The sequence below is a fragment of the Pedobacter frigiditerrae genome (assembly GCF_032678705.1).
GTDB lineage: Bacteria > Bacteroidota > Bacteroidia > Sphingobacteriales > Sphingobacteriaceae > Pedobacter > Pedobacter frigiditerrae_A.
On record NZ_JAVTSS010000002.1, the window covers coordinates 2002359 to 2027827 of the forward strand.

26 protein-coding genes are annotated in these 25469 nt (G+C 32.7%); 18 read left to right on the forward strand and 8 right to left on the reverse strand.

What is annotated here, in order from left to right; all coding sequences use genetic code 11:
* Positions 1-111: 111 nt before the first annotated feature.
* From R2Q59_RS19545 to R2Q59_RS19580, 8 genes are all read left to right on the forward strand, one after another.
* Positions 112-813 (forward strand): hypothetical protein, encoded by a 702-nt coding sequence (locus R2Q59_RS19545; RefSeq protein ID WP_316787092.1) that lies wholly within the window; start codon positions 112-114, stop codon positions 811-813.
* A gap of 330 nt (positions 814-1143) precedes the next feature.
* Positions 1144-1473: a hypothetical protein gene (locus tag R2Q59_RS19550; RefSeq protein ID WP_316787093.1), complete on the forward strand. Its 330-nt coding sequence runs from the start codon at positions 1144-1146 to the stop codon at positions 1471-1473.
* Positions 1474-1890: 417 nt separating this feature from the next.
* Positions 1891-2124, forward strand: coding sequence for a hypothetical protein (locus R2Q59_RS19555; protein ID WP_316787095.1), 234 nt, complete (start codon positions 1891-1893; stop codon positions 2122-2124).
* A 222-nt stretch (positions 2125-2346) separates the two neighbouring features.
* Positions 2347-2763 carry a hypothetical protein gene (locus tag R2Q59_RS19560; RefSeq protein WP_316787097.1) on the forward strand — a complete coding sequence of 139 codons (417 nt, stop codon included), beginning with the start codon at positions 2347-2349 and terminating at the stop codon, positions 2761-2763.
* 2 nt (positions 2764-2765) lie between these two features.
* Entirely contained in the window at positions 2766-3125 is a 360-nt protein-coding gene (locus R2Q59_RS19565) for a hypothetical protein (protein ID WP_316787101.1), read from the forward strand.
* A 173-nt stretch (positions 3126-3298) separates the two neighbouring features.
* Positions 3299-4798, forward strand: a complete 1500-nt coding sequence (locus R2Q59_RS19570; RefSeq protein WP_316787103.1) for a hypothetical protein — start codon at positions 3299-3301, stop codon at positions 4796-4798.
* A gap of 198 nt (positions 4799-4996) precedes the next feature.
* The gene (locus R2Q59_RS19575) at positions 4997-5452 is read left to right on the forward strand and encodes a JAB domain-containing protein (protein WP_316787105.1); all 456 of its coding nucleotides are present in this window, start codon (positions 4997-4999) and stop codon (positions 5450-5452) included.
* 415 nt (positions 5453-5867) lie between these two features.
* Entirely contained in the window at positions 5868-6950 is a 1083-nt protein-coding gene (locus tag R2Q59_RS19580; protein ID WP_316787107.1) for a PEGA domain-containing protein, read from the forward strand.
* 93 nt (positions 6951-7043) lie between these two features.
* On the opposite strand, the gene R2Q59_RS19585 is transcribed toward R2Q59_RS19580, so the two are convergent.
* Positions 7044-7598 carry a hypothetical protein gene (locus tag R2Q59_RS19585; RefSeq protein WP_316787109.1) on the reverse strand — a complete coding sequence of 185 codons (555 nt, stop codon included), beginning with the start codon at positions 7596-7598 and terminating at the stop codon, positions 7044-7046.
* 270 nt (positions 7599-7868) lie between these two features.
* Here R2Q59_RS19585 and R2Q59_RS19590 point away from each other — a divergent pair, with 270 nt between their 5' ends.
* From R2Q59_RS19590 to R2Q59_RS19600, 3 genes are all read left to right on the forward strand, one after another.
* Positions 7869-8444, forward strand: a complete 576-nt coding sequence (locus R2Q59_RS19590; RefSeq protein ID WP_316787111.1) for a DUF4760 domain-containing protein — start codon at positions 7869-7871, stop codon at positions 8442-8444.
* A gap of 59 nt (positions 8445-8503) precedes the next feature.
* Positions 8504-8908 carry a hypothetical protein gene (locus R2Q59_RS19595; protein WP_316787113.1) on the forward strand — a complete coding sequence of 135 codons (405 nt, stop codon included), beginning with the start codon at positions 8504-8506 and terminating at the stop codon, positions 8906-8908.
* A 61-nt stretch (positions 8909-8969) separates the two neighbouring features.
* On the forward strand, positions 8970-9623 hold the full coding sequence (locus tag R2Q59_RS19600) for a hypothetical protein (RefSeq protein ID WP_316787115.1): 654 nt from the start codon (positions 8970-8972) through the stop codon (positions 9621-9623).
* A 203-nt stretch (positions 9624-9826) separates the two neighbouring features.
* Here the strand turns inward: R2Q59_RS19600 and R2Q59_RS19605 are convergent, their stop codons facing one another.
* From R2Q59_RS19605 to R2Q59_RS19620, 4 genes are all read right to left on the reverse strand, one after another.
* On the reverse strand, positions 9827-10411 hold the full coding sequence (locus tag R2Q59_RS19605; protein ID WP_316787117.1) for a hypothetical protein: 585 nt from the start codon (positions 10409-10411) through the stop codon (positions 9827-9829).
* Positions 10401-10562, reverse strand: a complete 162-nt coding sequence (locus R2Q59_RS19610; RefSeq protein WP_316787119.1) for a hypothetical protein — start codon at positions 10560-10562, stop codon at positions 10401-10403. Before R2Q59_RS19610 ends, R2Q59_RS19605 begins: the two co-directional genes overlap by 11 nt.
* A 26-nt stretch (positions 10563-10588) precedes the next feature.
* Positions 10589-11719 carry a site-specific integrase gene (locus R2Q59_RS19615; RefSeq protein ID WP_316787121.1) on the reverse strand — a complete coding sequence of 377 codons (1131 nt, stop codon included), beginning with the start codon at positions 11717-11719 and terminating at the stop codon, positions 10589-10591.
* Between the two features lie 660 nt (positions 11720-12379).
* Positions 12380-15658, reverse strand: a complete 3279-nt coding sequence (locus tag R2Q59_RS19620; RefSeq protein ID WP_316787123.1) for a caspase family protein — start codon at positions 15656-15658, stop codon at positions 12380-12382.
* Positions 15659-15884: 226 nt separating this feature from the next.
* On the opposite strand from R2Q59_RS19620, the gene R2Q59_RS19625 reads away from it, so the two are divergent.
* The 3 genes from R2Q59_RS19625 (at position 15885) to R2Q59_RS19635 (ending at position 17588) form a co-directional block, all read left to right on the forward strand.
* A complete protein-coding gene (locus tag R2Q59_RS19625; RefSeq protein WP_316787125.1) occupies positions 15885-16316 on the forward strand; it encodes a hypothetical protein in 432 nt (143 codons plus the stop codon).
* The gene (locus R2Q59_RS19630; RefSeq protein ID WP_316787127.1) at positions 16316-16936 is read left to right on the forward strand and encodes a hypothetical protein; all 621 of its coding nucleotides are present in this window, start codon (positions 16316-16318) and stop codon (positions 16934-16936) included. The genes R2Q59_RS19625 and R2Q59_RS19630 overlap by 1 nt, the downstream gene beginning before the upstream one ends.
* A 274-nt stretch (positions 16937-17210) precedes the next feature.
* Positions 17211-17588: a hypothetical protein gene (locus R2Q59_RS19635; protein ID WP_316772029.1), complete on the forward strand. Its 378-nt coding sequence runs from the start codon at positions 17211-17213 to the stop codon at positions 17586-17588.
* A gap of 417 nt (positions 17589-18005) precedes the next feature.
* Here R2Q59_RS19635 and R2Q59_RS19640 read toward each other — a convergent pair whose 3' ends face one another.
* The 3 genes from R2Q59_RS19640 to R2Q59_RS19650 form a co-directional block, all read right to left on the reverse strand.
* Entirely contained in the window at positions 18006-18536 is a 531-nt protein-coding gene (locus R2Q59_RS19640) for a ferritin (RefSeq protein ID WP_316787128.1), read from the reverse strand.
* A gap of 100 nt (positions 18537-18636) precedes the next feature.
* Entirely contained in the window at positions 18637-19002 is a 366-nt protein-coding gene (locus R2Q59_RS19645; RefSeq protein WP_316787129.1) for a hypothetical protein, read from the reverse strand.
* 326 nt (positions 19003-19328) lie between these two features.
* A complete protein-coding gene (locus R2Q59_RS19650; protein ID WP_316787130.1) occupies positions 19329-19961 on the reverse strand; it encodes a DUF4159 domain-containing protein in 633 nt (210 codons plus the stop codon).
* 150 nt (positions 19962-20111) lie between these two features.
* Here R2Q59_RS19650 and R2Q59_RS19655 point away from each other — a divergent pair, with 150 nt between their 5' ends.
* Genes R2Q59_RS19655 through R2Q59_RS19670 form a run of 4 tightly spaced genes read left to right on the forward strand, consistent with a single transcriptional unit; the run spans position 20112 to position 25469 of the window.
* Entirely contained in the window at positions 20112-21110 is a 999-nt protein-coding gene (locus R2Q59_RS19655; protein ID WP_316787132.1) for a MoxR family ATPase, read from the forward strand.
* Complete coding sequence (locus R2Q59_RS19660; protein ID WP_316787134.1) at positions 21110-21997, forward strand: DUF58 domain-containing protein; 888 nt, start codon at positions 21110-21112, stop codon at positions 21995-21997. Before R2Q59_RS19655 ends, R2Q59_RS19660 begins: the two co-directional genes overlap by 1 nt.
* Entirely contained in the window at positions 21998-23368 is a 1371-nt protein-coding gene (locus R2Q59_RS19665; RefSeq protein WP_316787136.1) for a BatA domain-containing protein, read from the forward strand.
* Complete coding sequence (locus R2Q59_RS19670) at positions 23355-25469, forward strand: DUF4175 family protein (protein ID WP_316787138.1); 2115 nt, start codon at positions 23355-23357, stop codon at positions 25467-25469. The genes R2Q59_RS19665 and R2Q59_RS19670 overlap by 14 nt, the downstream gene beginning before the upstream one ends.

Sequence of the window (25469 nt, forward strand, 5' to 3'; positions counted from 1 at the left end):
GCACTTGCGGTTTTCATATTAGGCTATTAATTCCTATATTAGATATTATAACGACATTTAAATTAGGCCCAAAAAAATAGTTAATTTACAGTTAATCTTTATACAGAATTAATGTACATTGGAATATATAAGCAGCAAAATAGGATTGTTTCATTTGAAGCATTTTGCTTGCTTACTGGCATTAGTCATGTAAGTGTTAAACAGAGTTACCATAGGATTTTGAATGGTCATATGAAACTTTTTATAGAAGCCATAACTTTACATTCCTATAATTTAGATAAAACCGTTAAACAAAATTACATTTATCAATGCACACAATGTTTAGAAGAACAATTATATAAACTTTTACAATCTCTAAGCACTGTTGGAGACCCTTCAAAATCCTATTCAATTGAAATTAATACAGCTCACTACATACCTCGACTTGATTATTATGTTATAGAGGACTTTAAGAAGTTGTTTTACCCTTCGAATCTTCAAATTATACAAGCACTTCAAGAAATAAATGGAGATAAACATGTTGTAATGTTCTTTGATGAAGACCTTAATGAGAACCCCAATGAAATTAAATTTAGAGTAATTGGAGAATCATTGGAACAATACGTTGAAGATTATTTAAATTACGACCTCTGTGCAGAAGAAAATGATATTGAAGAATTTAACTTTGATGTCTCCACTGATATGAGAATACAAGATAACGATAATAGTGAATGGAAGAGAAATTACTTTGATGCTATAACAGATGGTCAATTAGGAGATTATGATGACTTTCAAGGTGATGTAAATAATCTAGATAGTTGGTCAGGGCGGTAATTTGAGGGCTCTTTTATGAGTGAAAGTATTAACTAGCCTATCTCAATACATCAATCAAGATTGCAATTTCCCGTATGTAAGGCATTGTTCTCCACTCTCCTTTAGCCTTATGCTCAAGTTACAAGAGGTGAACCTATTTTTTTTGGGTAAAACTATAAAGTTCCGTAGTAAAAAGAAAGAACGCAGTTTTCGCAAAATATCCAGAATTGAATACTTACCTGTTAAATAAAGAAATTGAATTGATTTTTGGATATGAATATTACTCTTTAGAACATTAAATTGTTGAAAACACAGCATTGACTTTTGCTAAGTCCATTAGTAATATTGTTTATGAAACAATGGGGATTAGAAAGCGAATTCAACACTATGTTATGGGCTACAATAAGAGGTAACAAGTGGTTAAGAAAATGTGGTAGCTGTACTCAGTTGATTTGTTTGAAAGAACTAACAGTTCATATCGATTTAGACGATATAACAATCACTTATGTCGATAAACATATTAAGCCAGATTTTATTTCTTATTGTTCATCTTTCTTAGCATTCATATTACCCAAAATACAGGGTTTTATGGAAAAGCATAAAGTTGAAAGATTCAATCTAGATTTTGATTTTAAGTTACAGGAAAAGCATTTTAAATGTAGTGTTGAGTTTCCGTTATAGAAATATCTTTGAGGATAAAAAGTAATGATTTAAGACAATTAAATGACACTTTTAGAGTGTCTCAAAACCCATAATGTCACGATTTTTCCGTAACTTCATACAGTATTCCGCTACATAACCTAGCTCTATTCCGCACTTTTTGCTTGTTTCTAAATTACCTCGGGAACATTCTCGTTTCCTTATATTGGCAGTTGCCCCTTATATAGGTAAAAGCAACATTTTACACGAAAATTTATTGAGTTTTTGGTTTAACTGTTAATTGAATTTTATACGATTTTTAAATAGCAGTTAATTATCTTTCTATTAAGCAAGGTGATAGCTCCATTCAATTCTCTTACTTATCATATTCAAGTTTCTCTTCCCTGCTTATAAGGCTGTCTTCCTAATAATTATTATATTGCCTCAAATAACTCTCAAATGAAAGCCAAAGATAAAATCACTTTAATTTTCGGTCTGTTAATCATATGCAGTTTCGCATTTTTTACCGTAACTGATTTTAAACAAACTAAGGAAATTAGAAAAATGAAATCACTGCTCTCTTTTCAAGAGAATCAAATTATTCAATTAGATAACAACAATTCAGCATTGCTAAATCAAATTGAAGATTTAGAAAATAGGATAGATGATTTAGAAACTAATAGTAGTTATTAAAGTCCGTCACTTCAACGAACACAGTCAATATTCTGACCTATTTTTTTACTAGGGCTAATTTCTTATCATTTTTAAAATCCAAGATGAAATCGCTTCTAAACAAAAAAATAGTATGAATTTTTGATTTTAATAATCAGATATACCGTTTCCCATAAAATGATTATATTTCAATGATTATATTCGCATAGTGACAGGATAATTTAAACAGGTTAATTTAAAAATATGTTTTGGGCAATTGGTATAGCAATCGTTGGTTTTATTCTCTTTCGTTTTTTTTCTGACGTAAATAAAGATAATGATGATTTAACGGGACAAGCATTAGATAGAAAGTTTGCAATAATTGTAGAGCAATTAAATCTTGCCGCATTTGGTGGTAATGGTGTAGTAACTACCGTGAATAAACGAAATTTTAATTTATACCAGGAAGGTAAAAATCAATTTATTAGGTTTACTTACGGTACTGGACACCTTACGATAATATGGAAGTATAAATATTATCAAAAAGAGGTAGTACACGAAAAGACCTTTCACGATGTAAGAAATCTTAGTATTTTTGAACAACAAAGGATTGCAGACAATATGATGTCTGAAATGGCAGTTATAATTCAAAGACATCAAAATAATGTAGTGGGTTATTAATAATGAATGAACTAATTACCATACTCTCATTATTTTTATTAATCAATACATACGGTATCCATTCCATAATAATTGGAAGAAGAGATGTAAACCGTCCAATGTATATCTCAACTCCACTTGTGTTAATTCCTTTGTTATGTGGCTTTGTTTTACCAATCATTCCGTGGTATATTATTCTAGAGTATAACTGGATTTTGCTTTTTTTCATAAATGCAATTCTTGTTTATTTTATTGCTCCTGTTATATCAGGGATTTACCTGTCGCTTCTAACAACAAAATCATTAGGAAAAGATATGGTATTTTCATTAGCGGCTGGGCTATTAACTTTGTTATTAGCAATGTTTCTTGATGACTATAAATAAGCGCTTATAAAAAACGTATCATTTCCTTTCTTCTTTACTAGGGCTACCTTTTTATTGATTTTAAATATCCAAAATTGAAACTTTCCCTTTAAATTTAGAGATATTTAATTATTCTGGATATTATAATCGGTTTAATTATATTCGCCTATTCTGCATAATCAGAAGTACATAAAATGACTTGGCTCTCTGCATATTCTTGGCTATTAAATGAGTCAAATCTTATAATAAAATCAGTTTCACTACCCGCAATTTTAATTGCACTCTATAAGGGAATACAATGGCTTTATAGAAAGGTTAGAGATGCAGATGAGAAAAAAAATCTTAGCCCCTATTATAGTCTTCAAACAATTAAATATTCGAAGAAAAACTATATAAGAACAAAATGTCAAAATGTTGACCCCGCTAATGAGATAAATTACAAAAGCTCTTTCGCATTTAGCACAAAGGAAGATTTGCTTACCTTTTTCTTGCGTAAAGTTTTTAATATTAATAAGAATGAAACAAAATTCTACTTAATTCTTGCGGATTCTGGAATGGGTAAATCAACTTTTATGTTGAATTTGTTTTCAAGGTATTCATCGTTTCTAAACTTTCTCATAAAAAAAAATCAAATCAAATTATACCCGCTGGGTGAAAACTACGCTATTCTTGCGGAAAGAATAAAAGACATTGTAAATAAAGAAAACACGATTTTACTTTTAGACGGGTTTGATGAAATACCTACAGCAGATAATTTATCTATTAAGAGCAAGTTCGACGAGATTATCAACCTTGTTAAAGATTTCAAAACAGTTATTATTACCTGTAGAACTCATTTCTTTTCTTCTGAGTCTGAAGAACCATTCGAGTTGAAAGTGAAAATGTATAACACAAAAGGAAATGGTTATCACCATATAAAGAAATTATATATATCTCCATTTGATGATAATGATATTAAAAAATATATACGCCATTGTTTTAAATTCTATGAATTTAAAAAGAAAAAGACAGCAATGCAGATAATAGATGGCACGGGTGACCTTATGGTTAGACCGATGCTACTTTCTTATATTATTGACTTAACAGAAACTAGTAGACATAAATTACAAAGCAAATTTGAGATTTATGAAACTTTGATTAATGCTTGGGTTGACAGGGAATCGAAAAAATATGAATTATCTAAGCGATACGAGTTTAAAGAAAATTTGATATATTTTACCTATTCAATAGTTGATTATATCTATAATCACTACGAGAAAAACGGCTTATATATTCCTCTTGAAGATGCAGTTAAAATTGCAAATCAATTTCAAATTAATTTGGATGATATTGAAATCAAAAGTAAATCACTTTTAAATCGAAATTCTGCAGGAAACTACAAATTTTCACATAAGTCTATTTATGAATTTTTCATAGCATTCTTAAGCTATATGAATAGAAGTTTCAATGGAACAAAATATTCAATTAATTATAATTTAGAAAGTTATGATGAGGCTAAAAACTTTCTTGAAGAAATATTTATCCTAAATAAAACAGAATTTATTTTACCCCTTGTAAAAGAACGTAAGGATGGTTATAATGTCAAACTTTATGCTGAAATAATGAAAATGAAAAATCATAAAATCTTTATAAACTGGCAAAGCGGAAGCTCTTTTTCTATTGAAAAACAGGATAGTAAGACTAAAGAATATTAAATAAGTTTAGCCAAAGTTCATTTTAAGATGATATAGTAAACTAATCATTATACAAACTTAATCTTATCTCCTCAACACGTTTAAAGGACTACGGCATAAACGCTCAAGTAGCCTTTACACACAATCTATTTATTCCGTTCCTCCTTTACTTAGTTGAGTTGAAAGCTTGCTACTGTACCATAATTAATTTAAAATATTATGGAAAATAATCTATTGCACGTAGCAGAAGTTGAAGTAAGCTATAAACAGAATTACAAGATTAGTGAAAGACCTAAAATAACACAGTCTTTTGATGCTTATGAATTGTTTCTTAACAATTGGAACAAGGGAAGAATAAGCTATTTAGAAGAGTTTAAAGTAATGTTGTTGAACAGGGCAAATAGAGTGCTAGGGATTGTAGATATTTCTTTAGGAGGGCTAAATGGCACTGTAGTTGACCCAAGAATTATCTTTGCAATAGCATTGAAAGCAAATGCAGATTCACTTATACTTTGCCATAACCATCCTAGTGGAAATCTAAAAGCTAGTTCGGCAGATATAAGAATAACACAACAACTTAAAGATGGTGGGCTAATACTAGGAATTAAAGTTAATGACCATTTAATTATAAGTAAGGAAGGATATTACAGTTTTGGAGATGATGGAATGATGTGAATTTAAAATAGCTTGGGTTAATCACCCAGGCTATTTGTTTTTAAATATTATTTGGAAGATGTCCCTTTTAAAAGTAGAGGAAATGTTTGTCTCATTTTTTACTAGGGCTAATTTTTCCTCTTGAATATCCGAAATTTAAAAAATCCTCTTAAATAAACGAAATCGATAGAATTCTAGATATTGTCACGATTTCAATTTAATATGAAATGAGTTGATAACGAATGATAGTAGAGCATAAATACCTAATCTTAGGTATAGGATTTAAAACTTAATAGCACTATTTTTAAGCAAAACAATAAAATTTCCTTTAAAAGAAATTAAGTTGAAGCTAAAAAATGAAATTTAAAAAGCTCATAGAGTTAGCATCAAAAGTGAAATAATTCTAATAGTTTTTTTGATATAGTCTACAGGTAATATGAAACACCTTCTCTTATTCTTTCTTCTAGCAGTTGGAGCACATAACGCATTTGCTCAGAAAAGTTATATCCAAGTGACCAGCGAACCAGGGGTTGCGGTTTACCTCAATGGAGAGTTTAAGGGTAATACGACTGCTGAATTAAATGGTTACATTATTCAGAATATTTCTGCAGGAACACATAAAATCAAAGTTTCAAAAAGTGGCTACCTTTCCTTTGAGGAAAATATCACGGTTAAAGCTGGTGAAGTATTTTCTTACAAAGTAAAACCTTTTACTCGCAATGGTGTAACCATTTCCGAAGAGGGTAATTCCGCTGCCAGTGAAACTAAAGTAAATATACCCACTGGAAAACTTTCCATACAATCTGTACCTATCGAAATTAAAATTACTATGCCAAAGGTTGAAGGATTAAAGAACATTGCCAAAACGAAGGATGTGTGGAGCGTAAATGATATCTCTGAAGGCAATTATGAAATACAGTTCACTTTTGGTGGCAAAACCATTAGCAAGTTTATCAATATCGTTGGCAATACTACGACAACTGCCTTTATTAATATGTTGGACGGTGATTTTACGGTTAAAGACCCATTTGCAGAAATAAGGGAAAAAGAAAATAACATAGCCTATTTTAATGAGTTAATGAGGAATTATGGTCTTACACGGGGATTAAGCCTGGTAGATTTTTTTGCCAAAAGTCCAGAAGCAGCAAAGCTAGCCAATTATTATATTGGTGATGGCACTTATTTTATAGAACCTAAGGTTATACTCAAAAATAAGGAGCTAACAAAAGGTTCACGTCAAGTTTCCATCAAAAAAGGAAAAGTCTTTTTTTATTCTCATTGCGTTTCGACCTTTGAAGACTTTGCCAGCGCTAGAAGAGAAGTTGGAGTGATAGCTGCCAAGATAGCAAGGGAAACCAACCCCAAATATGCAGTTAAAAAAGAAGGTGATTATTATAGCATTTTTGAGGTCGCAGGTACGAATGGGGGTCTACAGATGATGCTAGAGATTGATGTATATGAAATCTCTAAAAAGAGATATGAAGTGAGGGTTAGCTTCAATTTGATTAATAATTCGTAATATCCAAAATTCAATTAACCCTCTTAAATAAAGGAAATCGATTGAATTCTGGATATTTTACCATTCTATTATAGTTATTTAAGCTATAAGAAATTAAAAATATTTATAATTTCCTTTTCTAATATTGTCGACAATTAGCATTTGAATCCTTTTGTCATCTTCAAATTGGATAATATCTGTGTGTTGTCTTTGGGATTCTCTTGTGGCGTAAACCTTATTACAACGAGGACATTCTGAAAATTTATCATATTGACTTTGTCCATTGTGGTAGTTCATTATGGTGTTACAAGACGGGCAAAGCGGAGTAAGATTATCAATATATTTTCCAGAATAGGTCCATTCCCATTTCCAATTTACCAAAACATCTGTAGTATACTGTAACTTTGGGTCAAGTACCTTTTTAGTATTGTTGATTATGAATAATACAAAGGAAATCAGTAGAAGAGTTATTATTATCCAAAAAACTGAGACTTTAAAGGTAAGAATGAGGACAATATATTTCCAAACACTTATTAAAATTGAAGTCAACGAGCTTAATAAGGGTCTTTCTTTAATGCTATCATAGACAATAGCAACAACAATTCCTGTAACTACGGGAAAAGTAATGAACTGATGATACCATTTTTGATGAAAGCGATTAAGAGACATTTCTAAAAAGTGAAAGATAAAGATAAGACCTTCTTTCTAAAGTTTCAACAATCATTATACCCCTTTATAAATTTAGTTTGAGAATATTATTAGGTTAGAATCTAGCTGACCTTCGTTAGTGAAAATCAAAAATATCCAAAACATAAATATCTCCCTTAAATAAAGGAATCTAATAGTTTTTTGGATATCTATTGATGAGGAGAAATATATATCTTAGTAACAAATACTTTTAGTTATTAAATCTTTGAATTTAAAACCTGTTCTTTTAAAATGAATTTTCTATTAGAAATACACAACGTTTATTTTCCACAAGAAAAAGAAGCAACGTCAATTTTTGAATATATTAGTTTAGCAATTCAAGTTCTAGGGTTTATTGCTGTTATTTTTACTCTTTTATATGCTAGTAAACAGATTAAAATCAGTAAAAACATTCATGAGGATACGTTAAGTTGGAATAAAAAAATCGCGACTGAAGAAGAACTTTCAAGAAAAACTTCTGGAGAAATACGAGACAGATTATTGACAATATTTGAAAAATATTCTGAAATAGGCATTGTGTCTATTCCGTTGGAGATTATAGAGAAAGAGATAGCAAAAGATAAGAAAGTTAAACAAGACATCCACGACTATCTAAATAGATTCGAGCGAATAGCACGAGGCATTAATTTTGGTATATATAACGAGGAAATTATTATTGACTCATCTAGGTACATGATAAATAAAGTATATGTTAACTATGAAAATTATATTCAAAAGAGAAGAAATGAAGTTAACCCTCGCGCTTGGTGCTGTTTTGAAGAACTGGTCAATCGAAATAAACTTCCAAGAATTTTAGTCTCTAAATAATTTCATACATAAAAGCCTTTTACCATCCAATTTTAAATTAACGAACTATACCTAAAGTTATGACAAAAGAACAAGTAGATAACATTACACAAGAAATTAAAGATATATCTAGTCATTATGAGGAGAGACCTTATACGGAAAATGTTAAATTACTAAAAGAAGATTTTGATATTAAATCATTAAAAAGTCCAAAACTTTACAGAGAAGCTATTAGTGAGTTGGAAGAACTGCTTCGTGAATCAAGACTTCTATTTCTTTATTCACTCTTTAACATAATTTGCGAGGAAGAGGGTAAACCATATCTTTTTGATATTCCATATCAAGCTAGTATGAGTTACGATGCTGTTTTGAAGAAGGAAGGTAGTTTCTACATTCGAGATGAAGATGGGGATTACAGTGAAATTTTTACAAGTGAAAAATTTGTAAAGTTTATTGATGATTTATACTGGGAAGTTTATGAATGATAATTGATTTTTAAATATCAAGAACCATTATAAGGCACCTAAAAATTAATACCTTCAACTTATGAACTATAGCGAAGTTATTTCGGGGTTGTTCGACATAGACATCAATAATGTCATAAAAGTATTGCAAGCTTCCATTTACAGTGACAAAATAAATAAGAAAGAAAGCCATTATGTTGTACATACTGGTTTTACATTCTTTACGCACAAAGGTAAATATATTGAAGTTTTATATGACTTAATATCTAAAAGGGTTATAAGACAACCTAGGAATGAAAACTATTCAACAAATATTCCTTTGATTAATGGGATAAGAGTAACTGGAGATGGAGAATATTTTAATCGTTTCTTTCCTTGCCTAATTTCCGAAATTGACGATAATGATATGTTTATCGAGAGTGAAATAAACCATCCGTTTCAATACTTGAATATAGATGACATTGTCGAAGTAGAAATTAAGGGAGGCAATTCAATTGTAAATTTTAAATCGATTAAAATAGAAAAAAACAAAGTCATCGTTGAATATCCTTTTCAACGGAAATTTAAGCAAACAATTTTTTTTGATGGTTTGTCTTTCAAGGTCTTTGACGATAACGATGAAGAATACAGGAATGATAGTCACAACAACAATTTTAAAGACCTTCCAGATTATGATAGGTGGTTAAGTGAAGAATATGGGGATGATGCAGAAACAGCTTTTTGGAATAATGAATAAGCAAGCTATTTAAATTTGCCTTAGAAATTGTCCCTTGTAAAATATAAAAAGTGCTTTTTACCTTTACAAGGGTTATTTTTTGAATTGAATTCAATTTGAGCATATCCAAAACTCAAATAATCCTCTTAAATAAAGGAAATCAAATGAATTCTGGATATAATTTTAATTGTTTCAGGATGCTAATGCAGCAAAAAGTTGATTTGTTATTTCCCAACTATTACTAGTACCAAGGTCATTATAGCTAAGATTATCCCAATGATAATCAATAGTTTTTTGGAAAAATTTCCAGCTAAATCTAAATTTTTATTTATCTCCTGTTTTCTGTTAATCCTTGATTCGATATTTTTTTCCTTAATCAATTGCCTATTTCCAAAATAATCCTCAATCTTGCTTTGAGTGTTAAACTTCTCAAATTGTTTTTCATTAACAAGATTGAGTTTTTTTGCCCCAGTCTTTAAAATAAAAATATTGGAATCTATATACTCAATATTGTAAAGATTACTTTCATTACCATTCTCAATTATTAAGCTTAAGCTATCTAATTGTTCCCACGTTGATTTTTCGACAACACCATCAGCTGAAATCAATAAATTTCCATTTGATTTAAAAATATATTTATTGGCCAAAGTATCGCTAACTTGAATCCAATTGTTATTTGTTAACAAAGCCTTGTTATAAATTTTGGTACCGTAAGATTTTATCACGAAAATTAATTTAGATATAATGTTAAAAATAATAGTTTCTAATTCAATATTTACATTGTTGGGGTGACAACCGTTAATTTTCATTATTTGAATTATAAACCCAAATGCCAATTCCAATAAATATAATCCAAAGCCACCAAGGGATAGCTGCTAATAGATTTACAAATTGTTGATAGATGGCTGATATTATTATTAAGGCAATAATAGCACCGATGATTGTGAGAGCAGTTTTCATTTCTAAATATAATGTTAATCTTTCTATTACAATTCAGGCATAACTTCTTTTAGCCTTTCGTCATTGATTTCCCCTAAGCCTCTTAAATAGTTTAGCGTTACAATCATATTGCTATGCTGTAGTAACTGTTGTAGGATGTGCAGGTCTTTTGTCTTATTGTAAACATTTACAGCCGCAGTATGTCTAAATGAATAAATGGTTTGGTCCTTTTGTAAAATACCTAAATCTGTCATTTTCTTTTTTGCTCTTGACCATTGAGTATTTAGATAACTTAAATTATATGCATTTTTTGAGTTACTTAAAATATTATGGTTAATGTTCTGACTAGCTTTTAATCTTATAATTAATTCTTCACGCACATAATGTGGAATGTTTACCACTCTAATTCGTTTGCTCTTATTCTCACTGCCAGAAAGAGTAATCTTGGTGCAATCTTCGTTTATATGCTTATAACAAATCAATCTGGCTTCTTGATGTGGTCGTAAAAAACATCCATAAGCTAATAAACAACACAAATGTAGGTTGGGATAATTAACTTTTAAATAACCAAGTACCTCATTTAACTGGTCTTTTGAATAAATTTTATGCAAAACAGCTTTCGGCTTTTTTTTCAATGAATCTTGAACAGGATTATCAATTATTAACTTAGTCCTTTTGAATTCAGAAAAGAACACATTAAGTGCTCGTCTTTTATTCATATAATAGGTGGCTGTACTGCTAAATTGATTTAAAAAGGTTTCAATATATAAAGGGTCAATTTTATCAATTGGTTTTATCAATTCAGTTTTGGGAAGAAAATTACAAAATTGCTCAACGATTTTTTTAAGGTCGTTTTTATAGCCATAACTTAAATCTGAATTAAGTTTAATTTGAAGAATAGATTTCAAAGCAACATCGATAGTTTGGATTGTTTTTACCTCGACTCTCTCTTCTTTTTTATGAGGGCTCCATCCCTTATCTAGTGCCTTAGAAATTTCTAAAGATAATTTTTTAAAAAGCCTTAACCTATCATTATAGGTTTTAAAATGGTTTGGGTTAAGGTCTAGGTTGAACTTCTTACCATTGTACTCTCGATATCTTACCCCATTGAAATGGAAGGTTACATAGCCTCTTTGGCTTAAGTCATTTGTGAGAACAATCTTTGGTTCTGAAAACATAATCTGGCGCATTATATGGCGCAAATCATATCAAATTGTAAAATATGTTGTTTAAATGTTGTTAAACACTGATGTACAATCTACTGAAAATCCATGTGTCGCCGGTTCGATCCCGGCCCATACCACTTTAAAACCTCAACGAAAGTTGGGGTTTTTTTGATTCTAAATGGTTTTCATCAATCCCTTAAAACTTTCTTTCAATTTCTAATTAAGCGCTAATTCTATCAAGAAAATCCTTAAACAAGAACCTTTTACAACTTCTTCCCCAATCCTTAATTATTGATTAAACGAAACTCACTCGTATTTAATTAGGAGTTAACAAGGTAATAGAGCCTGTGATGACCTTGTTTGCACCTTGTTATCACCCTGTGATCACCCTGTAAAGCTAAAGTGAAAATGCTTGATGGCAAGTACAGAAATTGGATAATAATTTAACCGTAGGTTAATTGCGATGACTATCTCAATGCTTTGAGTTAAGATAAGTTGTCTAGGGAGGTTGATTGGGTGTTGTAGCAGTCTTTCTGTCAATTTGGAAAAGTTCAAAAAAAGATGCCATAGTCTGTTGGATAGTATGACAACATAATCTTTGGTTAATGCTTAAATTTTTCCATTAACCACTGTTGTAATTTGCAGTTGGTTTAAGAAGAGTGAGTATAAGTTTCACCAAACTCCCCAGTCGACTGCTTCATTTTCGCTTCTAGCAGTTGGTACTTGTAGTCCTTGTGTAAGTAGTGGAACTTGTTTATTTACTTCTTTTTTTAGTTCACTTACTGTAGTATGTGTTTTAATATTCATTAAATTGAGAATACTATAAGTAAACACTCCATTTTTTAATTCGTTTGTTTCTAATGCAAACTGTGTGCCTGCAGCCGCAGAAATTACGGTGGCACCTGTGCTGCGATTAATATCTACAAATAATTGTTGCATGAGCTCAAAGCTATTCTTCATGCCCACTTTCCCCTTTTTTAGGTTAATTACTTTTGGACCTTTCACATTTTTTAGGTTTTTTGCCACAGCTTCATAGTGTTGCATCTCATCTTTATCTACCTCTCCACTATGGCAGGCATCAATCAGCATGAGCTTTTTACGGGCAGGAATGCCGTCTAGCAAATTTTCTAGCGATTCATAAGGAAGTCCATTTTGCTCTGGACGATCAAAATTAACGGCATAGGTAGAAAGGTAATAATCAAATTGTTTACTGAGCAAGCCATGGCCAGAGTAGGCTACAATAACCTTGTCGTTTACAGAGGTTTGAAGTAGTTTATTTTTTAAGGCCTTCACATTTAATAATGTTACTTTTTCGTCAAACAAGGTATCTATAATGCAATCGTCTCCATATTTAGCCTTAAACTTGTTGGCGAGATCACGAATGTCTTTTACACTCCAGTTTAGGTTGTAATTGGCATCGGCAAATTTGTTGATACCTATGCCAATAAAGTGCATCTTACTCGTATTGGCCTTAATGGGCTCGTGTTTTACATAGAGTGGTAATCGGTAACTCTCAGCGCCATTGCTGTTAATTACAGACATTTCAATCTTATTGTCTCCATCTGCTAAATTTATCACAATTGTGGTGTCTAATTGCTTGGTCTTTTTTTCTTTTAGGCTTACGCCCTTCATCCCAAAAATTGGACATTCGTTAATCCAAACATTAAAACGATCTAAAAGATAAGTTGCGTCTTTAGCCGTAAAATTTAACCTTAATTCGCTTGCTTGCTGACTGAACTCAATCTGGTTCCTGTTCTTAATGTCGGCCTTTGGTACATTAAAACCCAGTTTAAATTGTGCGGTATCTATGTTTAATTTCCTTAGTCTTTTTTCATAGGCACGTTTGTACGAATTGATCATCGCTGTATCTTTAGAACCTAGTGTTTTTAAAACAAGGTCTGGTCTATTAAACCTAATGTCGTATTGTTCAAATGGGATTACAGATAATCCATCAACAAAACTGATTAACCTGGTTTTCTTTTTATCGCCGGCATAATAATTATTCGGGGTTAGCACCAACTGTTCTTCATCATTGAAGGTGAGGTAAGCATATAAAGGAACGTTCTTAGACAAGTCGTAAAAGGTAATCCTACCATCGTCGCCAGCAAGAGACAAAATATGGTCGTTTTTCCAAGAAATTGCATTTGGTATGCCCAGTTTGTTAGCAAAACGCTTTTCAATTTTATTGCTATTCAGGTTAATGATCCTGATGCTGTCTAGGGTGGCAATAGCTACTAGGTTCTTTTTGTTGGCTGGGCTTAAGGCTAAGATATCTGCAGGTGTAACCAAAACTTGAGTAATGCTTCGTTTTTTGATATCTAATACCTTTACTCGGCCATATTGGTTGGTTTCGGTAAATAGAATCTTATTTTCATTAATGCTAAATACTACTTTTTGCATAGGTATTTGCTCTTCAAACATTGGTTTAAGGTCTCCATTGTCTTCAAAAGAGTAAAGAGAAGCGTTGGTACCTTTAAGTAAAATGTAAGATTCATTTGGACTGGCAATTACTGCTGTAACACCAGGTACAAAAGAATTGTACATGAGTTTTTTATCCTTGTTCCAAAATAATACAGTTCCTTTTTCGGCAATACATTGTACAATAATATCATCGTTTAACAGAATGGCATTGTTATTTGCACCAGCATTGGTGTAGTTGGTAGGTAAAGAGTCAATTGCAATTTGAACACTATCAATTGCCTTATTGGTTTTGTAATTAAAGATTACTGTTTTATTGTTGGCATAGGTAAGAAGGCAGATCGAATCAAGATAAAGGGGAGAAACATCTAAAACAACACCCTTACCCTCATAATGTGCTATAGTTTTAAAATCCATAGCATTCCTAGTCCATATTTTATTGCTACCAGATTTGCTTACAATTTTTCCAGTTAGGGTGTCTACAGCAACGTGGGTTACACCAACCGTTTTGCCCGTGTACTCTGTATAAGGCCTAAAAGGATTAAGTTTCCAGTTAACAATTTTATTTCCAGCATTAAAGCTGAACAGTTCTTTTCCCTTGCTCATGAACTGTGGGCTTGAGAAAGGATCATGCATCTTAAAAACCAGTCCTTCTGGCTTTTCATAATTTGTACATAATACCTTTCCATTTTCGAGAGAAAGGTAGACTTGCGAGGGTGAAACACTATGGAACTGTATGGCCTCAATAATAGCTTGTAGCTCCATTGATTGTTTTTTGCTGCCATCAACTAAATTAACAACGATCAACTTTTTCATGTCACCAACAAAAGCAAGGTTTTTTAAAGGGTCGGCATCAAAGCAAAGTGGCGTTCCCGACTGACTTTTAAAAATATTTTTAACTGCTCCATTCTCATTGAAACTAATTAAAGCATCGTCTGTTTGTGCTATTCCAAAATTGCCGTAATACCTTAACTCTTTTATTTCCGCATTGATTTTTATGTTCTTAGTAGCATTGAAAGTCTTATCATCATAATAGACTACTTCATTTTTTAAGTTGGTAGTGATGAAGCGATGGCTTGCCTTGTCTAACAAAATAAAATATCTTCCTTCTATTATTTTTATCACTTTCCCATCAGCAACCTTAGCTATAACAATTTCGTTAGCATTAACCTTTGTACCAGACATAAGTGCCGCCAAGCCCAAGAAGACTTTTTTGTAAAAAAACATCAGCTCATTCCCGTTAACAACAAAATCATTGATTATATTTTTATGTTGAAACTCGTAAATCTTATTTCCATTGGTTAGGTTATGCTTGGTGAATAAACCATTGTCATATAGTAAACCATAGGTCTGATTGTCTATAAATTTAGCTGCAGCTATATTTCCGCTTTGTAAATGTAACTTTCTGATTGCCTGTCCAGTGTTTTTGTCCCATAACATAAGTGTGTTGTCTTCCGCAAAAGAGAGCAGGTATAGGCCATTCGGGCTTTGGTCTAGTCCAACTACGGTTTCTGCATGTCCTATAGGAAGCATTAACCTCTTTTCTTGCGCACAGACATAAAATGAGCTAAAGAATAGCACAAGTGAAACTAAAAACCTCGTTGTTTGCAGCATTGATGAGCGATAAGTGATAAATTTAATATTACTTATTGGTAAATCAAATATTCCTTTTACAGCTTGTATGTGGCTCTTGTTTGCCTAAGTAATTCTTGATTATAAAGTGTTTTTGATAACTTAGTTTATTCTCTATAAATCATCAATGGAATACAAAATATCTTATCCAGTTTATATTTGGTTAACCTCAGCGTCATTTGGTGCGCTCTTATTCTTTATGAGTTTATACGTGACTAATTCTATTGATAAACCTTTTAATTTAGGTGACACCATATTATTTTACTTGCTTACTGTTGTAATTGGTGCATTTGTTTCTGTACCCGCATTAGTACTTTTATTATTGTTCCTTCATTTACTTTCTAGAAAGATCTCAAGCTACTTTAAACTTAAAATAGCCTTAACTATAATTGCTACAATTATATGTATGAGTGTCTTTTTCTGTTTTGGAGTTTATTTTACAGATAGCACTTGGCCAATAATGTTGGCCTACATTATTCCTCTTGTAGCAAGCATTTTCTTTTATGAAGTGAATGGTAAAGACAAGGACTATTCAAATCAACCTGCAGACCCATCTTAATGCTACAGAATCGCGTAAATCCTTTTGGTGATATCATTGCAACCAAAGCTCGTGGCAAATGGCTGGGCAACCGTGGGCAATTACACGGGACTGGAAAAACCATATTGCGACCATTTAAACATAAAGCCTGGATCATTTGTGTTTTGGAGTTTAAAGACAGGCATAGGGTAGTTATGTCCCCTAATTTGTGGACTGAACTATTCTTTCTAGATGAAGCTACGGCAATGGCAGCAGGCCATAGGCCTTGTTTCGAATGTAGGAGAGCAGCTGCCAATCTTTTTAAAGCTGCTTGGTTAAAAGGAAATCCTGAATATGGTTTTAATCAAAAAACCTTGATCGGAAAAATAGATGAAGTGTTGCAAAAGGAAAGAATAAATGAAAAAGGGCAAAAAATAACATTTGAAGCAATATTACAAGATTTGCCAGATGGAATATTTATTGAAATAGACAGTCAAGCTTACTTGGTTGCAAATGAGCAGCTTTATTTATGGTCGCCGTTTGGTTATGAATCTGGCAAACAAATTCCTCTATCTACAAAAGTAAAAGTTTTAACTCCTCGTTCTATGGTTAATACAATCAGGGCAGGATATCCAGTTGAATACAACCTTGTAAATACCTAGGCGTCATTGCCAGCTTCCCGAAGAAGTCGGGAGCAATCGTAATGCTGCATATAGGTCTAAATATATATAATCTGCCAATCTGTGGCTATAATTTACATTAATTGAGAGCTGCAAATCCAGAACAAATTCAATAGTTAATAAATATGCTATACTGATAAATTTCGGCAGTTGAGACAATAGCCAATACATAAAAACATAATTAAGGGGTAACAAAATTACAAGGTTTTTGATATACCAATATATAAAACAATTTAAACCCATTAATTAAAACATCATGAAAACGTATTTATCAATATTAGCCTTGTTATTTGTAAGTTCAATTGCTTCGGCACAAACTGTTACTAAAACTGCAGATACAACCAATCAACAAAATGTAAAAATTAGTCAGCCTGCTCCAAGTTCAAATGCTCGAATTTCTATGAACGTAACCGTTCCTAAACAAACTCAGGGTGCAACCTTTGGAGAGAAAGTTAATGCAGGCCTACACGCCGCAGGAGGAGCATTGGCACAAGGTGCATCGATTACTCAAAATCCATTATATACTAGTGATGGTAATGTAGCTGTTAATCCATTATATGATCAAAAAGCTAAAGCCTCTAGCCCTGTCGGACCAATTAAAGGGGTAATTGTAAAGGGAAGTAAGAATAATTAACCTAAGGTTTCGGCAGGTGAGAAACCAGCTGATAGGTAATATTTTAGCCGCAGATTCACAGATGATAACTATACAAAATCTGAGAATCTGCGGCTATTCTTTAATCGTAATTTGCGATAGTGTAATGCTAACCATTTGGACAATTATCACACCTTTTCCCCTTCAAATACTTTTCACAGCACTCTTTCTTCTTTTTCTTTTTTTTGTCCTTGTCTTTTTTCTTTTTGTCTTTTTTCGACATGATATTATGATTGATGAATTGCGTTAACGATAGAAGCGGCATCCCCGATTCTTCATCGGGATACAGCGGATAGCGTGTCAAAACGCCCAAACCCTAAACAATTCATATTAAATTTAACAAAAAAAGGTATACATTGTTTAAATGCATACCTTTTAAAAGCTAATATTTGTTTTAGGCTAAGCTTCGCTAGAATAAACAATCTGACCAACATGTTTGTCGATCTGCCATCTGCCAGTACCTTCTTCGCCAATTACTTCGAACAATTCTAGTGCTCTACGAGCTTTGTATTCTTCTTCTCTTTGCTCTCTAAAGAACCAGTTTAAGAATTCAAGCGTTATAAAATCTTGTTCTTTTTGGCAACGAGCGGCTATGTTTTTTAATGATTGCGTTACACTGATTTCTTGATCTAGTGCATCTTCAAACACTTCTCTAAATGAATTATATTCTAATTTGATGTTGGTAATATCTGGAGAAATTGAAGTTCCTCCCATGTCTAAAACGTATTTATATATCTTAAGCTGGTGTTGTCTTTCCTCTTCTGCCTGCTTAAAGAAATAATCTGCAGAGAAATCATATCCATTTCTATTGCACCAAGAAGCCATAGAAAGGTAAATGGCTGATGAATGTGCTTCTTTTTTGATCTGCTGGTTAAGTAGTGTTTCTACATCTAATGATAGTAAACACTTTACACGAATGATATCTTTCATGGCCAATAATTATTTAATAAATTAATAACAACAAAAGTAGCGCTATGTTCTGATAGCAGAGAATTTATTACCAATATAGAACTATTCTAATTCTAGTTAATTAGCTGATAATGCGATGTAAACGATCGAAAATGATGTGGTTAAGCTCTAGCATAGCAAAAGTACCTTGCAATAAATCTTTCAGCTTGATGATTTGTAGCAACGATAAAACATAACAGTGATCGCAAGCACAAATGAAGATGATTTCTAAGTCGGCAGATTTGTTACTGTTTAATAATAAATCTTCAATATCGATTTGATAAACCGCTTTTTTAAGCTTTAACAGATTACGATAATCGAAACGAGCCAATTTCCCCGCAAAATCAATATACCAACAGCCCTCGCTGTCTGATTGATAAATAGCACCATTTTTTGTGCTAAATACTTCGGTAAAATTAATTTGTGGTAGGCTAACCGTTTGTTGCATTTGTTTTAATCCGCTTATGGGAACAAAGATGCAAACTATTTAGACTAATTACAAATAAAATAATTAATGATTTTAAAAGTTCCAAAAATGGGTTTGAAAAACAAAGTCAGCATTTCATCTGAAACTTCAGTCCCGTTTTCCGCTTTACTTCTCCCGATGAAAAATCGGGATCGTGCTCGCTCAACCGGATTTATAGAACTTAGTTTTGTGAAACTATTAAGGGTCTATACTAAGTGTAAATATAAACCGTACAGAAATGACGGTTAGTATTTATATGTTCTTCAATTTCTTATATGGTAAACTTCTTTTTATTAGTTTTAAGCAATTTAAATCCCATTAACACCCATTGCATATAAGATTATATTTACCCCAAATTTAGTATTATCTTCCGCCAAAAAGCGTTTATTCTTAAAGTCGTAATCCCATTCGCAGCCATAATCTTTATTGCTGTATAAAACGCCAATCCTGTTGTTAATGGTTACGGCTTTTAAATAATCGTGTACTAAATCATCTCCCCAACCATTTAATTCAAAAGAGGTGGTGGGTGGGCCTTTTTCAAACTTAAAAAATGAACTATAAATAGCGTGGTTGTTAGGGATTTTCTTTAAGGCTTGTGCACCGAAAATGTTGGTCATCTGCGCTTCAAAAGATTTGGCAAATAAGCCATCTATATCGTGGTTGCAATCGTCAACAAAAACGAACCCACCATTATGTACATAGTTTTTAAAATTGGTAGCTTCTTGTTTGCTAAACTGAACTAATTTATGTCCGCTTAGATAACAAAAAGGGTATTTAAATAATTCATTGCTGCCCAATTCTACAATCTTTTCTTCCTCATCTAGTGGAATAGTGGTGTATTCTAAAAGTGAGTTTAAAAGGTTAGCTGGCATCCGTTGATCGGTATCCCAATCTCCAGAATTATATTTTAGTCTCGCGAAAGTGAATTTAGCGCTCTGCATCGTTCTAAATTTACAGTCATTTTTTATGAATACAGATTTTTGCTCTTAAAATCTTGTAAATTTTTTGATATTGTTGCTTTTCAGGTCTAAAATAAAGGCAATTTGCCCTATATTGAGTGAAAATCAATTACTAATCAAAAAATATAAGCTTTGAATAATTCAGAAAGCAATGTAAAAGCTTTAATTAGCAAAATATCACTCCTAAAAGGCGAAATCCAGAAGGTAATTGTAGGCCAAGATCAAATTATTGAAGAAATGTTGATTGCCTTAATGGCTGGTGGACATTGTCTTTTGGAAGGTGTGCCTGGGCTGGCAAAAACCTTAATGGTAAGAACATTGTCTCAGGCCTTAGATTTGTCGTTCAGGAGAATTCAATTTACGCCAGATTTAATGCCGACAGATATTGTGGGTACAGAAATTTTAGAAGAAGATCACGCTACTGGGAAACGGTTTTTTAAATTCAATAAAGGACCATTATTTGCAAATATTGTATTGGCAGATGAGGTGAACAGAACGCCACCTAAAACACAGTCGGCTCTTTTGGAGGCCATGCAAGAATTTGAAGTTACTTATGGCGGACAAACTTATCCCTTAGACCGTCCTTTTTTTATATTGGCAACCCAAAACCCTATCGAGCAAGCTGGTACTTACCCATTACCAGAAGCTCAATTAGATCGTTTCTTGTTATACATTAAAATAGGTTATCCAACAGCTGTTGAAGAGGCGCAAATTTTAAGCAGTACAACAGGTTCCAAAAAGGCAGTTGTTAATCCAATTATTGGCGCAGAAGATATTAAGCAATTACAGTCTTTAACCCGTGAAGTAAGCATTAGCGATGATTTGATCAGCTATGTAAGCGAATTTATTCGTTCAACGCGACCAGATACAACTACAGTTTCTTTTGTAAAAGAATGGGTAAGGTGGGGAGCTGGACCAAGAGCCGGACAAGCCTTGATTTTAACTGCAAAAGCAAGAGCGCTGTTCCATGGCAGATACGCTGTAATTATGGAAGATTTGCAAACGATGGCCTTTCCAGTTTTGCGCCACAGGGTTTTAATGAACTTTAAAGCAGAGGCTGAAAATGTTTCTTCAGATCAGGTTACAGCTGAATTGGTAAAAGCTGTTGCTCGTCCAAAAACTGATATTTAATGAGTAAGCTACTCGACCCGAAAATATTAATGGCCATTAAAGACCTTAACTTGTCGGCAAAAACGACAATTGATGGGTTCATGAATGGCATTAATAAAAGTACCATCAAAGGGCCAGGGTTAGAGTTTAGCCAATATAGAAGTTATCAGCCTGGTGATGATTTGAGAACACTCGACTGGAAGATGTTTGCAAGATCAGATCGTTATTACATCAGGGAATCTGAAGTGGAAACAAATATTGCTGTTCGGTTTTTGGTTGATGCTAGTGCATCCATGAACCATAGTGATGGAGATTTTACCAAGATTGAATATGCCCGATACCTTACCGCTTGCCTAGCTTATTTAGCCAATTTACAGGGTGATGCCATTGGTTTATATATTTTTAAAAATGCCGAATTGTTTGCCATGGTGGCGAAGCAAGACTATCAGCATCTGGCTAGGTTGTTTTTTCAATTAGAGCAGATTAATCCGGCAGGTACATTTACAAAACCCATCCATTATAAAGAGATTTTTGCTGGAACGCAAAAGCGAGAGTTATTGGTTTTTGTAACAGATCTTTATCAGGAACAAGATGAGATTTTTACGCTATTAAACACCTTAAATACACTTAGGCATGAGATCGTAGTTTTTCATGTGTTAGCTAAAAATGAAGTTGAACTGGATTTTAAAGGGTATAGCACTTTTGAGGATTTAGAAACCGGGAAAATTATACAGATTGATCAAGCGAAGGCAAGAAAAGATTACAAGGAAAAGTTGGCTATATACCTTGAAGAGACGAGAATTAAAATGTTGGATAGGAGAATATACTATAGAACTGTATCTACTGATGAGCCTTTAGATCAAGCGTTGAGAGATTTTTTAAAACAAAGAAGCAAGCTAAGGATTTAGATGAATTTATTATATCCCATTGGTTTATTGGTACTTGCAGGATTAATTATTCCTGTATTGCTGCATCTATGGAATGTAAAACAAGGCAAAACCCTAAAAATTGGAAGTATCGCTTTGTTAGGCGAAAACTCAACCTCAAGTTCAAGGAGCCTTAAAATAACAGATTGGCTTTTATTCATCTTAAGATGTTTGATTGTGATATTGCTTGCTTTTGTATTGGCACAGCCATTCTTCAAAAAAACGATTACCCATACTAAAAACTCAGGTTGGATTTTAGTAGATAGAAATGATTTCTTGACCGTCTACAACACCAATAAACCAACAATCGATTCTCTTGTAAATTTAGGTTTCGAACTGCGTGATTTTAATTTAGGCTTCAATCAGTTTTTCTTAAAGGATAGTCTGGTAAATACAGCGAAAACAAATGGTTTAAGTTATAGCGCCTTACTTAGGCAATTGAACAAACAAATCCCAGCAGGGTATTCAGCTTATCTTTTTGCAGATCATCAACTGAAAAATTTTGATGGCGATTTACCGAAACTTTCGTTTAACTTAATTTGGAAGGAATTTAAGCAAAGTGATACAGTTAAAGTATGGCCGACTAAATTCTTGGACAAATCTTTTGAAGGAAAATCTACGCCAAATGCTACCAATTATACAGCTAATCAATCACAAAATCTGCCAGTGGTTAAGGTGGCAATTTACGACCCAACTGGCACCGATGCGAAATACATTAAAGCAGCTTTGGCTGCAATCAGCGATTTTACGAATAGAAAAATTGAAGTAAAAAATTGGAATTCATCCTTAACAAACGCAGATGTTATTTTTTGGTTGTCTGAACAGCCTTTTAATTCAACATTGAAGGCTGGAGTAAGTTTATTTACCTATCAAAAAGGAAAGATTTTAAAAGTCAATTCTAGCTTGAACTTGGGAGAGGAATTGAATCAGAACATAGAATTATTTCAACGAATTGCTTTTGACCAATTGAAAGGAAACGCAATCTGGACTGATGGTTTTGGTGTACCTGTTTTAATTAAGAAAAGAGAAGCTGAGCTTAACCATTTCTATTTTTATAGTCGATTTAATCCCAATTGGGGAGATTTAGTATGGAATGAACAATTTACAAGAGCTATCATTCCTATTGTTTTGGATAATCAAAACACAGAAGAATTTGGTTATGAACATCATCCTGCAGATCAGAGAGCGATGGATCAACAACAGTTAATTGAAGCAAAAATTAATAAATCAACGCTATCAACTTCAACCACAAATCAAGAATTGGATCATATCCTTTGGTTTTTAGCCTTTTTAGTGTTGTTTATAGAGAGAATTTTATCATTCAGTAAAAAAACGGAACATGTTAAAAGCTGAAGGTAAAAATTGGATAGCGGGTTTTAGGGTAAAGCTAATTGCACTTTATCTCATTAAAATCATTTGTTTTAGTATTGGCTTTGCTTTGTTGGCGATGTTGATTGCCAATTACGTTTCAATATATCCGCTTATAATTTTTGTCCTATCTTTTTTATTGTTTTTTGCTGGATTTTTAATCCTCAAGCCTATATGGAAAATTACAAATGAAGAAGTTGCCAAATATTTAAACGAGCGTTTCACTGATTTAGAAGAAAGCGCAACTTTGTTTTTGAAACCTCAAGAAGAACTATCGCTGTTAGAACAGTTTCAAGTTGAAAAGATAACTCAGGTTCTTCCAATTGCCAATAGCTTAAAACAGCCTTTCAAAAAGCTTTGGATAAGTCTTGGTTTTTTAATCGTGATGTTAGCTACAGTTTTTGCAATTGATAAATATTCGCTAACTACTGTATTTTCAACTCCTCCTTTAATAATGAGCTTGCCTCCTGCAGTTAAGGAAAATGTACCAGCTGAAATTAAAAATATAAACCTTCAAATTTCTCCGCCTGATTATACAGGGAAAAGTGTAAGGTCTCAACATCAATTTATCATTAAAGCAGAAGCTGGAGCTCAGGTATCTTGGAATATCGAAATGAATATCCAAGTTAAAAAACTTCGCATCATATTTAACGACAAAGAAATTGTAGATATGGTTAATGCTGGAGGGCTGAACTGGAAATACAGTAAAGCGATTGTCCAATCTGGCTTTTATCAAATAGAATTTGATGGTAAAAAATCTGACTTATATCAAATTGAAATGATACCAGATTTGCCAGTTAACATCAAAATTATCCAACCTAAACCACACACTACGATAGACATAGGTCAACTGCCAAAAGTAAATTTAACAGTTTCATTGCATGATGATTATGGCATAGCCGATGCCTATATCTCAGCAACAATGGCAAGCGGAAAAGGGGAGGGCGTGAGCTTTACAGAAAAGAAACTAAGTTTTAATGAAGCCTTTAAAAACAAAAAAGAGGTAAACCTAAGTAAGTTGCTTGATTTAAGAACACTTGGAATGAAGCCTGGAGATGAGTTGTATTTCTTTATCAATGCAACAGATAATCACGGACAATCGAGCCGCTCAGATGTTTATTTAGTTTCGATTGTAGATACTACAGAATTGATGAGTATGGCTGGAGTTACAAATGGAGTTAATTTAGTGCCTGAGTATTTCAGAAGTCAGCGACAGATTATTATCGATACAGAAAAACTTTTAAAGGAACAGGCAACACTCTCTGTTGATGAATTTAAAAACAGAAGCAATAACCTTGGGATGGACCAAAAGTTATTGCGATTAAGGTATGGTAAGTTTTTAGGAGAAGAATCTGAAACCGAAATTGGCGGTGATCATGATCATGAAGAAGGTGGTAAACCTGCTGAAGAGAAATTTGGGGATGTGCAAGCTTTAATGGATGAGTATGCACATAAACATGACATTGCCGAAGATGCCACGTTTTTTGAACCTGAAATGAAAAGGCAATTGAAAGCCGTTTTAAACGAAATGTGGAGTTCTGAGTTAAGATTGAGGACTTATAAACCTCAAGAAGCACTACCATTTGAATATAAAGCATTGCGGTTATTGAAAGATTTACAACAAAAATCAAGGGCCTATGTTGCCAAAACAACCATAAAAACCACCAAGTTAAAACAAGAAAAACGTTTAAGTGGGGAGTTGGGCAAAATAACAACGCCAATCCAAAAAGCAACATTCGAGCAATTAGATAAATCGACAGATGATTTGAAAGTATTACTGGCCATTTTAGAACGTAGAAAAGAAGGCAATGCATTTAATTATGGAGATAGAGAGCTCTTAAGAAATGGAGAAGGAAAATTGATTTTGGCTGCGGCTAATCAGCCGACTTCCTATTTATCGGCATTAAAAAGCTTGAGAAAAGTTAGCACAGCCAATAAATTGGTTATTAGAGATATTGATATAGTGCAAAAAGCAATTCAAAAATTATTAGGAATTGAAAGCTCAAAACCACAAGCAGAACAAGTTAATCCGGAGGCGATTTTATATCGCAGCTATTTTAATCACCTTAAAAAGATGGGGAAATAG

Bases quoted from the DNA above. Each gene is read 5' to 3' on its own strand.
- R2Q59_RS19545 (WP_316787092.1), top strand. From the start codon at position 112: ATGTACATTGGAATATATAAGCAGCAAAATAGGATTGTTTCATTTGAA.
- R2Q59_RS19665 (WP_316787136.1), top strand. From the start codon at position 21,998: ATGAATTTATTATATCCCATTGGTTTATTGGTACTTGCAGGATTAATT.
- R2Q59_RS19670 (WP_316787138.1), top strand. From the start codon at position 23,355: ATGTTAAAAGCTGAAGGTAAAAATTGGATAGCGGGTTTTAGGGTAAAG.
- R2Q59_RS19565 (WP_316787101.1), top strand. From the start codon at position 2,766: ATGAATGAACTAATTACCATACTCTCATTATTTTTATTAATCAATACA.
- R2Q59_RS19630 (WP_316787127.1), top strand. From the start codon at position 16,316: ATGCTACAGAATCGCGTAAATCCTTTTGGTGATATCATTGCAACCAAA.
- R2Q59_RS19640 (WP_316787128.1), bottom strand. From the start codon at position 18,536: ATGAAAGATATCATTCGTGTAAAGTGTTTACTATCATTAGATGTAGAA.
- R2Q59_RS19595 (WP_316787113.1), top strand. From the start codon at position 8,504: ATGACAAAAGAACAAGTAGATAACATTACACAAGAAATTAAAGATATA.
- R2Q59_RS19635 (WP_316772029.1), top strand. From the start codon at position 17,211: ATGAAAACGTATTTATCAATATTAGCCTTGTTATTTGTAAGTTCAATT.
- R2Q59_RS19570 (WP_316787103.1), top strand. From the start codon at position 3,299: ATGACTTGGCTCTCTGCATATTCTTGGCTATTAAATGAGTCAAATCTT.
- R2Q59_RS19650 (WP_316787130.1), bottom strand. From the start codon at position 19,961: ATGCAGAGCGCTAAATTCACTTTCGCGAGACTAAAATATAATTCTGGA.
- R2Q59_RS19620 (WP_316787123.1), bottom strand. From the start codon at position 15,658: ATGCTTCCTATAGGACATGCAGAAACCGTAGTTGGACTAGACCAAAGC.
- R2Q59_RS19590 (WP_316787111.1), top strand. From the start codon at position 7,869: ATGAATTTTCTATTAGAAATACACAACGTTTATTTTCCACAAGAAAAA.
- R2Q59_RS19615 (WP_316787121.1), bottom strand. From the start codon at position 11,719: ATGTTTTCAGAACCAAAGATTGTTCTCACAAATGACTTAAGCCAAAGA.
- R2Q59_RS19560 (WP_316787097.1), top strand. From the start codon at position 2,347: ATGTTTTGGGCAATTGGTATAGCAATCGTTGGTTTTATTCTCTTTCGT.
- R2Q59_RS19555 (WP_316787095.1), top strand. From the start codon at position 1,891: ATGAAAGCCAAAGATAAAATCACTTTAATTTTCGGTCTGTTAATCATA.
- R2Q59_RS19575 (WP_316787105.1), top strand. From the start codon at position 4,997: ATGGAAAATAATCTATTGCACGTAGCAGAAGTTGAAGTAAGCTATAAA.
- R2Q59_RS19580 (WP_316787107.1), top strand. From the start codon at position 5,868: ATGAAACACCTTCTCTTATTCTTTCTTCTAGCAGTTGGAGCACATAAC.
- R2Q59_RS19660 (WP_316787134.1), top strand. From the start codon at position 21,110: ATGAGTAAGCTACTCGACCCGAAAATATTAATGGCCATTAAAGACCTT.
- R2Q59_RS19585 (WP_316787109.1), bottom strand. From the start codon at position 7,598: ATGTCTCTTAATCGCTTTCATCAAAAATGGTATCATCAGTTCATTACT.
- R2Q59_RS19600 (WP_316787115.1), top strand. From the start codon at position 8,970: ATGAACTATAGCGAAGTTATTTCGGGGTTGTTCGACATAGACATCAAT.
- R2Q59_RS19605 (WP_316787117.1), bottom strand. From the start codon at position 10,411: ATGAAAATTAACGGTTGTCACCCCAACAATGTAAATATTGAATTAGAA.
- R2Q59_RS19610 (WP_316787119.1), bottom strand. From the start codon at position 10,562: ATGAAAACTGCTCTCACAATCATCGGTGCTATTATTGCCTTAATAATA.
- R2Q59_RS19550 (WP_316787093.1), top strand. From the start codon at position 1,144: ATGAAACAATGGGGATTAGAAAGCGAATTCAACACTATGTTATGGGCT.
- R2Q59_RS19625 (WP_316787125.1), top strand. From the start codon at position 15,885: ATGGAATACAAAATATCTTATCCAGTTTATATTTGGTTAACCTCAGCG.
- R2Q59_RS19645 (WP_316787129.1), bottom strand. From the start codon at position 19,002: ATGCAACAAACGGTTAGCCTACCACAAATTAATTTTACCGAAGTATTT.